A 13,266-nucleotide genomic window follows, 5' to 3' on the forward strand; every position below is an offset into this window, starting at 1 on the left:
TAGAGTCCTGCTACGGGGCTGTCAGTGCTTGTCGAGCCGCTCGTCGGTGGTCAGTGTGCGGGCCTCACTGGCGAGCATAACCGGGATACCCTCGCGCACAGGAAATGCCATGGCATCCTGATAACAGAGTAGCTCGGTGCGGGCGTCGTTCAATTTCAATTCGCCTTTACATACGGGGCACGCCAGCAACGCCAGCAATTTCTTATCCATGATCACTATCCTCGGATACCGGATGTTGTAACAGAGAGGAGCAGGCCTGTACCCGCTCCAGAAAGGTTTGTTCAAAGGGCCCTGACAAACGGGCCTGGACGGTCAGCATCCAGGCGTTGTCTGGCGCAAATCCACGGCATTTCACGGCATCCTTGGCGGTCATCACCAGCCATTCGCCAGCGGCAGATCCGAGATCCTCGGGCCGAAAATGATGATGATCCGGAAACGGCTGCTCGGTGACCAGAGCGCCAAGACGCTTGAGGGTATCGAAAAAACGCCCGGGATTGCCGATACCCGCAACCGCCCTCACCCGTTTGCCGTTCAGGGTTTCCGGCATCAGGCGTTCACCCGTATTCAGGTTAACCAGAGCGGCGGGCTGCAAAGCCATGGCGTGAATGTCGGGGTGATCAACGTCGGAAAAGGACTCGATGCGATCGCCAGAATCCGGGAAACTCTCTCCGTTCAATATCACAAAATCAACACCACTCAGCCGCGCCAATGGCTCCCGCAATGGCCCTACCGGAATGATGCCTCCGTTACCAACGCCGCGGGAAGCGTCAAACACCGCCAGCTCAATATCTCGGGGCAGGCGATAGTGCTGAAGTCCATCATCGCACAGCAACAGGTTGCCCAGGTTCTCGGCAATCGCCCACTCGGCAGCACGTAAGCGATCCGGATCCACCACCACAGGATGGCCGGTTGTCTGGACCAGCATCAAGGGCTCATCGCCGCAGACCGACGCTGGTGTCCGCTCGGTTACACGAAGCGGATACCGATCACTGCGGCCACCATAACCACGGCTGATAATCACAGGCCGCCAGCCTGATTCCGACAGGATTTCAGCCAAACGCGCGGTCAATGGGGACTTGCCGGTGCCACCGACCGTGATGTTTCCCACCACAACAACCGGCACGGGCAATCTCTTATTGCGGGCATCCCAGGCTTTACGACGACGAGACTCGGACACCTGTCGATACAACCAGGCCAGCGGGGTCAAAAACGCCAGTGGGCGCTTCTGGCCATACCATAGCCGATCAATCCACTGCGTACTCATGCATGCTCGCTGAACTGGATACGGTGCAACTGGGCGTAGGCACCCTCTTTTTCCAGAAGCTCGTGATGGCTGCCGGACTCGACAATCCGGCCATTGTCCATCACCAGAATCCGGTCGGCCTTTTCGATGGTCGACAGGCGATGGGCAATCACCAGGGTTGTGCGCCCCTGCATCACGGTTTCCAGAGCTTCTTGAATATGCCGTTCGGATTCAGTATCCAGGGCCGAGGTCGCCTCGTCCAGAATCAGGATGGGGGCATTTTTCAGGATCGCCCGGGCAATGGCCAGGCGCTGGCGCTGGCCTCCGGACAACATCACGCCGTTGTCTCCGATCCGGGTATCCAGACCTTCGGGCATGCGCTCAATAAATTCGAGGGCGTGGGCCTTTTCTGCCGCCTCCCTGATGTCTTCCCGGCTGCAGTCCCGCAGAGCACCATAAGCAATATTGGCGGCAATGGTATCGTTGAACAGCACCACGTTCTGGTTCACCAGAGCAATCTGGGAGCGCAGCGCCCGCAAAGAAAATGCCTTGAGAGACTGGCCGTCAATGCGAATATCACCACCGGTGTAATCGTAAAAGCGCGGCAACAGGCTCACCAGAGTCGACTTGCCGCTACCGGAACGCCCAACCAGCGCCACACTCTGCCCTGCGGCAATGTCTACGCTGATGTTGTCCAGCACGTTGTCCAATTGGTCACGATACCGGAAGCACACCTGATCGAATTGAATTTCTCCATTCACCCGCTCCGGGGCATAGGTTCCATGATCGTCTTCGGGCATTTCATCCATGGTTTCAAAGACATCATAGGCTGCCGCCACCCCTTTCTGAATCTTGGCGTGAACCGAAGTCACCTGGCGAATCGGCTTGGCCATGGTGGTGGCGGCGGTGATGAAGGCAACGAGCTGGCCGGTGGTCATTTCACCACGGATTTCCGGCGCCAGCATGGTCCAGACCAGTGCCGCAATGGCAAAGGCCACCAGCACCTGGATTACCGGAACACTGATAGCCTGGGTCGACGCCATTTTCAGGCTCTGTTTCAAATTGCGAGCACTGACATCGCGGAACCGCTCCCGCTCATAGTCTTCGCCACCAAAGGTTCTGACCACCCGATAACCACTGATGGACTCAGACGCCACATGGGTAATGTCGCCCATGGAACCCTGGATACGCTGGCTGATCCGGCGGAACCGCTTGCTGGCGTAATTTACCACCAGACCGATAATCGGCCCGGCGGCCAGAAAAATCAGTGTCAGCTTCCAGTTGGTGTAAAGCATAAAACCGAGCAGGCCCAGAATGGTCAGGCCTTCGCGCAGGGTAATGGTAATGGCGTTGGTGGAGGCTTCGGCCACCTGCTCCACGTTGAACGTAAGCTTCGATACCAGCCGGCCGGTCGCATTGTCATCGAAATAGCGCGACGGTAAGGTCATCAACCGGTCGAAGACCTCGTTGCGCAGTGCATTGATCACCTGGCGGCCAACATAGCTGATAAAATACTGACTGAAAAATGTGCCCACACCCCTCAGTGCGAAAACACCGACAATCAACCCTGTCAGCAGCAGGCGGTTCTGGTCGGTAGGGTTCTCGATGGCGGCTATCACATACTCCATGGCCGCAGCCATACCCGTAGAGGCCGCTGCATAGATGATGTTGCCAAAGACCGCCAGCGAAAATGCCAGCCAGAAAGGTTTTACATAGCGCAGCAGGCGCTTGTAGGTGGCCCAGCTACCTGTTGCAGGTGTCGTCAGTGTTTCCGGCCGAACCTGACTCACTGGCCCTCAGCCTCCCGCTCGGTGGTAATGCTCAGTTTGGCAAAACCCAGACGACCTGCCACATCCATGGCCCGAACCACAAATTCATGGGGTGTCCGGGCGTCGGCGGTAATAATAAACGGCAGACCGGCATCGCCTGCCGCCAGCTCGCTGACACCGCGCTCAAGGGTTTCCCTGCGGTTGTTCACCAGGGGCTTGTCATTCAGAAAATACTGGCCTTCGGCATTGATCACCACATCGATCTGTTGAACCTCTGACGGGGTCGCCGGTTCACCGCTCGCTTCGGGCAATTCCACCTGCAGGTGGCTTTCCCGGGTAAAGGTGGTCGACACCATAAAGAAAATGAGCAACAAAAAAACAACATCAATCAGGGGCGTGAGATCCACCCCTGTCTCCTGACTGCGTTGGCGCTTGAACTTCACGGTGTTCAGGCTCCCTCAACGTCGATTTCGCGGTCGCCGTGGACGACTTCTACCAGTTTGATGGCTTCCTGTTCCATGTTGACAACAAGCGCATCAACCCGGCGTATAAAATAGCGGTGGGCAATCAGAGCTGGAATGGCTACGCTCAGGCCTGCTGCAGTGGTAATCAATGCCTCGGATATGCCTCCGGCGAGATTACCGGCATTGCCAACGCCCGCCAGCTGGATTTCTGCGAACACTTTGATCATACCGATGACGGTACCCAGCAGGCCAAGCAGTGGCGTTATGGTGGCTACAGTCCCCAGCGGGTTGAGGAAACGTTCCAGCTCATGAATCACCTGGCTGGCCTCATGCTCGATGCTTTCTTTCATGATTTCACGGCCATGCTTGGCGTTAATCAGCCCGCCGGCAAGAATACGCCCCAGGGGAGAGGACGCCTGCAGTGCCTTGAGCTTGCGACCATTCAATTCCTTTTTCTTAATCCAGCGCCACAGTTCGTTGATCGATTGCGTTGGTGCTACGCGCTTTTCACGCAGCGTCCAGAAACGTTCCAGAATAATGGCAAGGGCTAAAATGGAACAGGCAACAATCGGCACCATCAGGATGCCACCGGCTTTCAACAGCTCGAACACGCTTGATCTCCCTGGTTAATTACAAGCCGCGCTACTTTAGCATAGCTGCCCGTGCACACCACCTTCAGATTGTCACAGTATTTTACATTGGGCGCGAACCTGGTTATCGGCACTTATCCAGAATGGCTGGGTGCGCCAGATCTCAGACATTACCAATCCCAGCGGGGTGAACTTCAGTGTAATCTGGCCGGAACAGGCGGTGTTGAAAGCGTTTGCGCCCGCAACCCGGTAGCGGGCCGTAACGTCTTCATGGGGGTGTCCGAAATGATGGCGGTATCCGGCCGTGTAGATGACCGTATCCGGGCGTATCCATTCGATCCAGGCGCGTGACGACGACGTTTTGCTGCCATGGTGGGGCGCTATCACAAACCGCTGCCCTGCCAGCTTTGCCGCTGGCCAGGGCTCCAAGATCATTTCCGTTTCCACCCGGGTACTGATATCCCCCGTTAATAGAAGCTCAGCGCCTGACGGCCGGTGCCGCAGGCTCAGCACACAGGATGCATCATTGCCCTGCGCCTGCTCGCGGGTGCGCCAGAACGACAACTCCAGGCCAGGCCAGAGCCAGACATCCTGCCTGCACCGTTTGACCGGCCGGTTCAGGCGCCCGGAAACAAGCTCCGGCTCGCCACTGACAATATCGCCGATGGGAAACGCTTCAGCTAGCGCCTCCAGCCCGCCAGCATGATCACTGTCACCATGACTGATAACCAGCAGGTCGATGGCCTTCACGCCCATGGCGCGAAGCCCGGGAATCAGCACACTTTCAACAGCCGAATACACACCTTTCACCTCCGGGCCCGTATCGTAGATCATCACCTTGTGCCCTGTCCGGGCAACCACGGCCAGCCCCTGCCCGACGTCCAGCACACGCACTTCCGGAATCGCCACCAGGGGGTTCTCACCGTCAACCGAATCACCCGATACGCTGCATACCGACAACCCCATGGCGGCAACGAGCAAGCCACACCACCGCCAGTCTGGCCAGCGAACCCCGAACAGCACCAGCGCAGCCACGGAAATCGCCAATGGCAAAGACATCACCTGAAGACTGCCCAGCGGCAGGCTTGCCACGTGGCCAAGCCAATACCAAAGCAGGCCCAGACTGCCGTCGTAGCCATACACAACCCACGGTTCTGCAGGCACGCCCGCAAATACAAGTACCGCACCTGCGAACAACAACGGCATAACAATAAGGGTTAACCAGGGAATCGCCAGCAAATTAGCCAGCATGGCCGCCAGCGGCTGATCCTGCCCGGCCAGCATCAACATCGGCCACAACCCGAAGAACGCCACCAGCTGCGCAAGGAACAGCGACGCCAGCCAACCCGGCGACCTCAGCCGACCGGCGAAGGCCATCAACAACAACGCCACGGCACCGAAGGAAAGCCAGAAGCCCTGATCCAAAGGGGCCAATGGGTCGAGCAGCAACACTGCCAGCAGGGCCAGGCTGAACGGCCACCACGCGCTGTGCTGACGGGCTCTGAGCAGATACCAGCCACCAACTGAAACCATGATCAGTGCCCGCCGCGTAGGCACCGTAAAGCCTGCCAATAACGCATAACCGGTACAGCCACATAAAACCGCGAAAAATATCAGCGTACGCAGGGTCTGCGCCTTCACGGAGCTGGCAACCCCAGCCAACAGCACCCTGCGCGCAACCAGACCGATGGCCACCGCCACCAGGCCCAGGTGCAATCCGGAAATAGCCACCAAATGGATAGTGCCGGTCGCTCTGAGCACCTGCCAGTGCTCTTCATTCAAATACCGGCGATCGCCTATCAGCAGGGATGCCACCAGCGGATAGTGCTGTGCGTTACCGAAGCTTCTCTGCGCCTGTTCCGCCATGTTGCGGTGCCAGTTGTGGTAGCGACAACGAATACCACAGGCAACCGAGTTGTCCTCCTCCACCCTTTTCACGCTCCCAGTCGCCCGGATACCCTGGCGAAACAGCCAGTTTTCATAGCGGAAGCCGTCCGGGTTCAGGTTGCCATGGGGGCGCTTCAGGGACACCTGCAACTGCAAACGATGCCCGGGCAAGGTCTGACCTTTGCGGCCATACCAGGAAAGGCGCAGTTTGTCCGGCAGTGGTCGCTCTGCCTGACTCAGGTCATGCCATCGCGATACGCAAAAATCGAAACGCAAGCTATCAAAGCTGCCCGGTGCTGGCAGACTGCACAGATAGCCGGAAACCTGAAGCGGTGTCCGCTCCAGTTCCGCAGGCAGTTGTTGCTGGAGGCTACGCTCGGAATGCGCCGCAGCCCAGCCCAACCCCAGGATCGCTGCAAACAGCATCACGGAAACTTTACGTGCAAATAAGCGCCCTGCGAGAACAAAGGGAAGAAGGGCCAACCCGGCCACAAACAAACCCGCAGATGGTGGCAAGATCGTGAATCGATACAGTAAGATAACGCCCAGCGAAAATGCGATAATGCCAACAGGAATCAGTTGCCTGTGGCTGGCCCATCGGCCAGTGACCGGATATTCGGACAATCCTTGTCCTCCTGTAATTTGAAACTGGCGGCGTCAGCCTGCCAGCATTACCCAACTCTTTTGCAGACAGGCCGAACTTCCTATGCCGAAGAAGTTCATGAAACGTTACTTGCCCTCCCCTGAGAAAGTGCAGGCGATGGAGTCGCTACGCTTTATGGGCGACATCCTTCATGAGCCGAACTTGTGGCATATCAACCGGCACGGGGTTGCCCGCGCCTTTCTGGTCGGCGTCTGGTTCTGCTTTATTCCTATGCCCTTCCAGATGCTCGCCGCAGCCTTTTGCGCCATCTGGTTCAACGCCAATCTGCCGTTATCTGTCGTACTCGTCTGGATCAGCAACCCGCTGACCATGCCTCCGATGTTCTACTTCAACTACAAGGTAGGAGCCTGGATACTGAACCGACCGGTTCTGGCATTTGAATTCCAGCTTGAGTGGGACTGGATCAGCCACCGCTTAGTCGACATCGGCGTCCCCCTGTACCTGGGCTCTCTGGTGATGGCCACCGTCACCGCCTGTGTTGCCTATCTCACCATTCAATACATCTGGCGCCGAAAAATCCGAACCGACTGGCGGATACGGCGCCAGAGCCGAAACTCCGATGCTACACCGCCTGCCTCCCGGGATCAGGCCTCCTGAACCAGGCGCCCCTGCTCCAGCCGTAACACCCGCCCGAGACTTCTCGCCATCGCCATATCGTGGGTCACCATCACAAACGCCGTACCCGACGTTTCCTGCAACTCCCCGATCAGCGCCCGAATACCCTCACCTGTGTGCTCGTCCAGATTACCGGTCGGCTCATCCATCAGTACACAGTTCGGATTATTCACCAGTGCCCTGGCAATTGCCACGCGCTGGCGCTCCCCCCCGGACAATTCGCCGGGCTTGTGCTTCAGCCGCTCACCCAAACCGACCCGGCCCAGTAGAGCCTCGGCCGTCGGGCGCGCCTGTCGCGGCGACATTTTGCCCAACACACACGGCAGCATTACGTTTTCAAGGGCGGAGAATTCCGGGAGCAGGTGATGGAACTGATATACAAACCCTAAATGCTGATTACGGAAACGGGCCCGGCCGGCTTCGGACAAGCCGTGGATATCCTCGCCACAAATTCGGATATGGCCAGACGACGGTTTGTCCAGGCCGCCCAGCAAATTCAGCAGGGTCGTCTTGCCTGCGCCACTGCTGCCGACAATGGCGACGGTTTCACCAGGACTCACCTGCAGTGAAATATCGGAAAAAATGGTCAACTTTTCCGGCCCTTCGCTGTAGGTGCGGGTGACCGTCCGACATTCGATAACCGGTAGATTTTTCTGGGTATCACTCATAACGCAGTGCCTCCGCCGGTTCGACCCGCGAAGCCCGCCAGGCCGGATAGATCGTCGCCAACAAGCTCATTGCCAGGCCCGCTCCACTGATAATCATCACGTCCTCAAGCAACAACTGGGACGGCAGATAACTGATGAAATACACATCTGCGCTCAGGAACTGGTGCCCCAGGGCATTCTCGAGCCAGGAGATGAACGCACTGATTTTCAAGGCTCCCAGAATACCCAGTGCCGTGCCGGTAAGCGTGCCAAATACTCCGATCACCGCCCCCTGAACAATAAAAATTCTCATGATGCGCCCGGGCGTTGCGCCCATCGTCCGAAGAATGGCGATATCGGCCGTTTTGTCGGTTACCACCATCACCAGTGTTGACACAATATTGAACGCAGCCACCGCCACGATGAACATGAGCAACAGCCCGATCATGGTTTTTTCCATCCGGATAGCCTGGAACAGATTACCGTGGGTACGGGTCCAGTCAGACACGTAATACTGCCCGCCCAAAGCTCTGGCCACATCTCCCACTACCCGGGGGGCCGCAAACAGGTCATCAACCAACAGGCGGATACCCTCCGCCTTGCCGTTCGTTCTCATCAGGCGGGCAGCATCGTCAAGGTGAATCAGAGCGTAATTACCGTCCAGCTCTGCGCCAACACTGAATATCCCTTTTACCGTAAACCGCTTTAATCGGGGCAAAACCCCGGCGGGTGTTACCGAGGCCTCCGGCAGAACCACCGTCAGCTTATCGCCAACACCCAGGCGAAGGCTGTTCGCCATCAAACGCCCGATCACGATACCGAACTCTCCTGGCTTCAGGTCGTCCAGTCCGCCTTCAACGAAGTGGTTGTTAATAATCGAAACACTGGCCTCCTGCTCCGGCAGCACACCGTTGAGCACCACCCCGCGCACGTTGCCTCCACCGGTCACCATGCCCTGACCCTGTATGAACGGTGCGGCTGCCAGCACGCGCGGGTAAGACTCCACTTGCCGGTCGATCGAGTGCCAGTCATCAAGCGGCCCGTTGGCGCCCTGAATGGTGGCATGGGGCACCATGCCGAGGATCCGCTGCTTGAGCTCCCGGTCGAAGCCGTTCATCACCGACAGCACGATAATCAGAACCGCCACCCCCAACATGAGCCCGATCATGGAGGTCAGGGAAATAAATGAAATAAAGTGATTTCGCCGTTTGGCCGCCGTGTATCGGAGGCCAACATAAAATGATAAGGGTCTGAACATGAAGAACTGCCTGTCGCTACCTTGAGGTCTGTCGGTTAATCTGGAAACTGCTAAACTCTTCTTTAACCAATAAAATCACCCGTCCGGAGACAGGATGCCAGGCCAGCGAAAAACGCCGCCACGCGGAGACAGTCATCTGGAACGCCGGGAGTTCTTCCGGATAGAAGACCGTATCGGGCTTGAAATACGTCGCCTTCACCAGGCGGATACCCACAATCCTGTCGTCGACCCGTTCAGCGACTCGCCAGCGGACGCACTGAGAGCCGAGCTCCGGCGGCTTGACCAGGATATACGCGGACACCTCGCGAGCCTGGCCGAGCGCGACCGGCTCCTCACCGGGCTGATCAAGTCCCTCAATAGCAAGGTTGACGCGCTGGCGCGCATTATCGCCTTTGAGCAAAATCCCTTGCAACCCGAGGACTGGCAGGATGTGACCCTGAGCGAGGGTGGCATTACCTTTACTTCCCCGACCGCCTCGTTCAAGCCCGGTGATCGACTGGCCATTCGCATGACCCTGCCGCCTGAGCTCTACCAGCCCCAGGCCATGGCAGAGGTGCATGACACAAACACGGGCGCCCAAGGCACCACAAGGGTTCACGCCCTGTTCAGTGACCTTGACGACGGCGACCGACAGCAGATTGCCCGGCATGTGATGCGGTGGCAAATCCGCCAGCGGCAAAAAGACTAGAATGCGGAAACTTGCTGACTTTCGCCAGAAATTTCGCGATATTACGTTTTATTCATTCCACCCGCAGCTGTAAGGCATGCGGTCAACCAGCGGAGTTGGAGCCCCTCTATGAGAGTTCTAAAAAATACGATGGCTGGCACCATTCTGGTCGCCACCCTGTCCGCCAGCGCTTTGCCTGTTGCTCACGCACAGGAGCATGCCGGGCAAGTGGTCGTGCCCATCGGCAATCAGGCTGACCGCAATCAGCTAAACCTTCCTGCCCGCGGCATGAGCGATACCGCAGTGCGGGCGCGCTGGGGTGCGCCACGCAATATCCGTGGGCCGGTTGGGCACCCCCCGATCAGCCACTGGCAGTACAACGGTTTTACTGTCTACTTCGAAAACCATCACGTGGTTCATGCCGTGGCGGACAAAACGAAGAACTGATGCCAGCATCTCCCCGTAATTCAGTGCAGTACTGAAGCGCACCGGGCCATGCAGCTTTTGTCCGGGTCGGATAGACTGTGTGCCTTTGCAACCCATGTGACACGTGAGCCAACAAATAGTGACTTCCAGAACAACGCTACCCGCAGAATGGGCACCCCAGAGTGCGGTCATCCTGACCTGGCCCCACCCCGGAACAGACTGGGCCGGAATACTGGACGACGTGGAGCCGGTATTCGAGGCTATTGCGAAGGCGGTTTTGCGCTTTGAACACCTGATTATCAGTTGTGAGTTTGTTGCCCGCCTGCAACAACTCGGGCAGCAGTTAAATGTCCATGCCGAAGCACAGGGCCTGCCCGGGCGCGTGCTTACGGTGCCGGCTCCCGCCAACGATACCTGGACCCGGGATCATGGCCCCATCACAGTGTGCAAAGGCGACGGTTTTTCCCTGCTGGATTTTCGCTTTAACGCCTGGGGCGGCAAATTTCCCTATGAAAAAGACAATGCTCTCAGCCGCCACCTGGCGAACGCCGGAGTGTTCGGAAGCCACCCGATGCAAGCCGTGGATCTAGTTCTGGAAGGAGGCTCGATTGAGTCCGATGGCGCGGGAACACTGCTGACCACCAGTGAATGCCTGCTAACACCATCGCGCAATCCCGCTCTGGATCGCACGGCGATCGAGCGTCAGCTTTCAGACCTTCTGGGTGCCGAGCGGATACTCTGGCTGAATCATGGTTATCTGGCCGGTGACGACACCGACAGCCATATCGACACCCTGGCCCGTTTTTGCGCCAAAGACCACATTTGCTATGTTGCCTGCCCGGACGTTGCAGACGAACACTACAGCGCGCTGGCGGCCATGGAAGAGGAACTGCAGGAGTTCCGGCAAGCGGATGGGTCGCCTTACAAGCTGACACCATTGCCCTGGCCCGACGCCATTCACAACCAGGACGGCGAGCGGCTTCCAGCCACTTACGCCAACTTCCTGATTATTAACGATGCTGTCTTGTTGCCGGTCTATGATGTGCCCCAGGACAGCCTGGCCATCTCCGTTTTCGGCAAACTATTCCCGGAGCGGGAAATCATACCGATTAACTGCCGCCCGCTGATTCACCAGCATGGCAGCCTTCACTGCGTCACCATGCAGGTTCCTGCAGGAGTGGTAACCCCATGAGCAACAAAGTAAACCCGCTGCTGCGGGTGTCGGCCATCCAGCAACAATGCTCTGACAACAAATCCATAAGCATGGCGACGTCAGAGCAGCTGATTCGCCAGGCTGCGTCGGAAGGCTCCCGGCTGGTGGTTCTGCAGGAACTCCATGCGACTCTGTATTTTTGCCAGACTGAAGATACTGCCGTGTTTGACCTGGCTGAGCCCATACCCGGCCCCACCAGTACATGGCTGGCCGGGCTCGCCAAAGAGCTGGGCATTGTTATTGTTGGGTCTGTTTTTGAGCGACGTATGAACGGGGTATACCACAATACCTCGGTCGTTTTTGACAGTGACGGCAGCCTGGCGGGGCTCTACCGGAAAATGCACATTCCCGACGACCCCGGATTCTACGAGAAGTTTTACTTCACGCCGGGCGATGCCCGGTTCAACAGGGGTGAAAGCGGGTTTACCCCGATTCAAACTTCGGTGGGAAAACTCGGGGTTCTGGTGTGCTGGGATCAATGGTACCCGGAAGCAGCCCGACTGATGGCACTGGCAGGCGCTGAATTGCTGATCTACCCAACGGCCATCGGCTGGGATACCACAGACGAGGCAGATGAGCAGGCACGCCAGCTAGAGGCCTGGGTAACGGTTCAACGGGGCCACGCAGTCGCCAACAACCTGCCGGTTATTGCTCCAAACCGGGTAGGAACAGAACCCGACCCCGGCGGCCAGAGCGATGGCATACGCTTCTGGGGCAACAGTTTTATCTGCGGCCCTCAGGGTGAATTTCTCGCCCGGGCCGATGACCGGCAGGAGTGTGTGCTGTCTGCTGTAATCGACCGGTCGCGCACCGAATCCATCCGTCGCATCTGGCCCTATTTTCGCGACCGCCGAATAGACGCATACGGCGACATTCTTACACGGGTACGGGACTAAAGCTGGAATGAAACAGGATATTGATGGCGTTGTCAGTTCGCTCAATCGCATTTTGCTGGGCAAGGAACAACAGGTTCGCCTTGCCCTCTGCGGCCTGCTGGCCCGGGGCCACCTGCTGATTGAGGACATCCCCGGCATGGGTAAGACCACCCTGTCTCACGCCCTGGCAAAGATCATGGGCCTGACCTACCAGCGTATTCAGTTTACCAACGACCTGCTGCCCGCCGATGTACTGGGCTACTCGGTGTATGATAAGCAGGCTGGCGGCTTGGTCTTCCATCCTGGCCCTATTTTTGCGCAGGTAGTACTGGCGGACGAAATCAATCGGGCATCGCCCCGCACTCAGAGCGCCCTGCTTGAGGCCATGGAAGAACAGCAGGTTTCGATTGAAGGCGAAACCCGCCCCCTGCCGTCGCCTTTTTTTGTCATTGCCACCCAGAACCCGGTAGAACAAGGCGGTACCTTTCCTCTGCCCGAATCACAGCTCGACCGGTTTCTGATGCGCCTCAAGCTTGGCTATCCGGATCCGAAAGCCGAACGGGAGCTTCTGGAAGGTGAAGACCGGAAATTCCTGACCGAACGGCTGGAGGCAATACTTCCCGGGGAAAAGCTGCTCCGATTGCAAAAGGCTGTCGGGCAGATATCGGCCAGCCCTGCCCTGCTGGACTATCTCCAGAGGCTTCTCGAACAAAGCCGCAGGATGCCGGGGCTGATGTATGGCCTATCCCCCAGAGCTGGCCTGGGGCTGCTCAGAGCAGCCAAAGCCTGGGCCCTGATGGCAGGGCGAAACCATGTATTGCCAGATGATGTACAGGCCGTTTTCCCATCGGTTGCGGAACATCGCCTGGAACAGGGGGAGTCCGGCAAAGCCCGTGAGCGCTGCCGGCAACTACTGACGACCGTCCCGGTCCTTGAATAATTCAAGTC

At 57.9% G+C, this 13,266-nt stretch carries 14 protein-coding genes; 6 read left to right on the plus strand and 8 right to left on the minus strand.

The window, feature by feature from the left end; translation table 11 throughout:
* Nucleotides 1-21: 21 nt before the first annotated feature.
* The 6 genes from C7H09_RS18110 to C7H09_RS18135 all read right to left on the minus strand — a co-directional run bounded on the left by C7H09_RS18110 (nt 22) and on the right by C7H09_RS18135 (nt 6,577).
* On the minus strand, nt 22-210 hold the full coding sequence (locus C7H09_RS18110) for a Trm112 family protein (RefSeq protein ID WP_106765379.1): 189 nt from the start codon (nt 208-210) through the stop codon (nt 22-24).
* Nucleotides 203-1,264 carry a tetraacyldisaccharide 4'-kinase gene (gene lpxK, locus C7H09_RS18115; protein ID WP_106765381.1) on the minus strand — a complete coding sequence of 354 codons (1,062 nt, stop codon included), beginning with the start codon at nt 1,262-1,264 and terminating at the stop codon, nt 203-205. The genes C7H09_RS18110 and lpxK overlap by 8 nt, the downstream gene beginning before the upstream one ends.
* Complete coding sequence (msbA, locus tag C7H09_RS18120; protein WP_106765383.1) at nt 1,261-3,033, minus strand: lipid A export permease/ATP-binding protein MsbA; 1,773 nt, start codon at nt 3,031-3,033, stop codon at nt 1,261-1,263. Before msbA ends, lpxK begins: the two co-directional genes overlap by 4 nt.
* On the minus strand, nt 3,030-3,455 hold the full coding sequence (locus tag C7H09_RS18125; protein WP_106765385.1) for an ExbD/TolR family protein: 426 nt from the start codon (nt 3,453-3,455) through the stop codon (nt 3,030-3,032). The genes msbA and C7H09_RS18125 overlap by 4 nt, the downstream gene beginning before the upstream one ends.
* Nucleotides 3,456-3,460: 5 nt before the next feature.
* Entirely contained in the window at nt 3,461-4,087 is a 627-nt protein-coding gene (locus C7H09_RS18130; RefSeq protein ID WP_106765387.1) for a MotA/TolQ/ExbB proton channel family protein, read from the minus strand.
* 72 nt (nt 4,088-4,159) lie between these two features.
* Nucleotides 4,160-6,577, minus strand: a complete 2,418-nt coding sequence (locus tag C7H09_RS18135; protein ID WP_240616651.1) for a DNA internalization-related competence protein ComEC/Rec2 — start codon at nt 6,575-6,577, stop codon at nt 4,160-4,162.
* Between the two features lie 82 nt (nt 6,578-6,659).
* Between C7H09_RS18135 and C7H09_RS18140 the strand changes: the two genes are divergently transcribed.
* The gene (locus C7H09_RS18140; protein ID WP_106765390.1) at nt 6,660-7,214 is read left to right on the plus strand and encodes a DUF2062 domain-containing protein; all 555 of its coding nucleotides are present in this window, start codon (nt 6,660-6,662) and stop codon (nt 7,212-7,214) included.
* On the opposite strand, the gene C7H09_RS18145 is transcribed toward C7H09_RS18140, so the two are convergent.
* Together C7H09_RS18145 and C7H09_RS18150 are read right to left on the minus strand one after the other, a co-directional pair.
* Nucleotides 7,202-7,900: an ABC transporter ATP-binding protein gene (locus C7H09_RS18145; RefSeq protein WP_106765391.1), complete on the minus strand. Its 699-nt coding sequence runs from the start codon at nt 7,898-7,900 to the stop codon at nt 7,202-7,204. The genes C7H09_RS18140 and C7H09_RS18145 overlap by 13 nt on opposite strands.
* Nucleotides 7,893-9,137, minus strand: coding sequence for a lipoprotein-releasing ABC transporter permease subunit (locus C7H09_RS18150; protein WP_106765394.1), 1,245 nt, complete (start codon nt 9,135-9,137; stop codon nt 7,893-7,895). The genes C7H09_RS18145 and C7H09_RS18150 overlap by 8 nt, the downstream gene beginning before the upstream one ends.
* A 94-nt stretch (nt 9,138-9,231) precedes the next feature.
* On the opposite strand from C7H09_RS18150, the gene C7H09_RS18155 reads away from it, so the two are divergent.
* From C7H09_RS18155 to C7H09_RS18175, 5 genes are all read left to right on the plus strand, one after another.
* On the plus strand, nt 9,232-9,825 hold the full coding sequence (locus C7H09_RS18155) for a PilZ domain-containing protein (protein ID WP_106765396.1): 594 nt from the start codon (nt 9,232-9,234) through the stop codon (nt 9,823-9,825).
* A 108-nt stretch (nt 9,826-9,933) separates the two neighbouring features.
* Nucleotides 9,934-10,251 carry a hypothetical protein gene (locus tag C7H09_RS18160; protein WP_106765399.1) on the plus strand — a complete coding sequence of 106 codons (318 nt, stop codon included), beginning with the start codon at nt 9,934-9,936 and terminating at the stop codon, nt 10,249-10,251.
* Nucleotides 10,252-10,369: 118 nt separating this feature from the next.
* Nucleotides 10,370-11,422 (plus strand): agmatine deiminase family protein, encoded by a 1,053-nt coding sequence (locus C7H09_RS18165; RefSeq protein WP_106765402.1) that lies wholly within the window; start codon nt 10,370-10,372, stop codon nt 11,420-11,422.
* Nucleotides 11,419-12,339: a carbon-nitrogen hydrolase gene (locus tag C7H09_RS18170; protein WP_106765404.1), complete on the plus strand. Its 921-nt coding sequence runs from the start codon at nt 11,419-11,421 to the stop codon at nt 12,337-12,339. The genes C7H09_RS18165 and C7H09_RS18170 overlap by 4 nt, the downstream gene beginning before the upstream one ends.
* A 7-nt stretch (nt 12,340-12,346) precedes the next feature.
* Nucleotides 12,347-13,258, plus strand: a complete 912-nt coding sequence (locus tag C7H09_RS18175) for an AAA family ATPase (protein ID WP_106765407.1) — start codon at nt 12,347-12,349, stop codon at nt 13,256-13,258.
* Nucleotides 13,259-13,266 lie beyond the last annotated feature (8 nt).

This window comes from Marinobacter fuscus (assembly GCF_003007675.1).
Taxonomy (GTDB): Bacteria; Pseudomonadota; Gammaproteobacteria; order Pseudomonadales; family Oleiphilaceae; genus Marinobacter; species Marinobacter fuscus.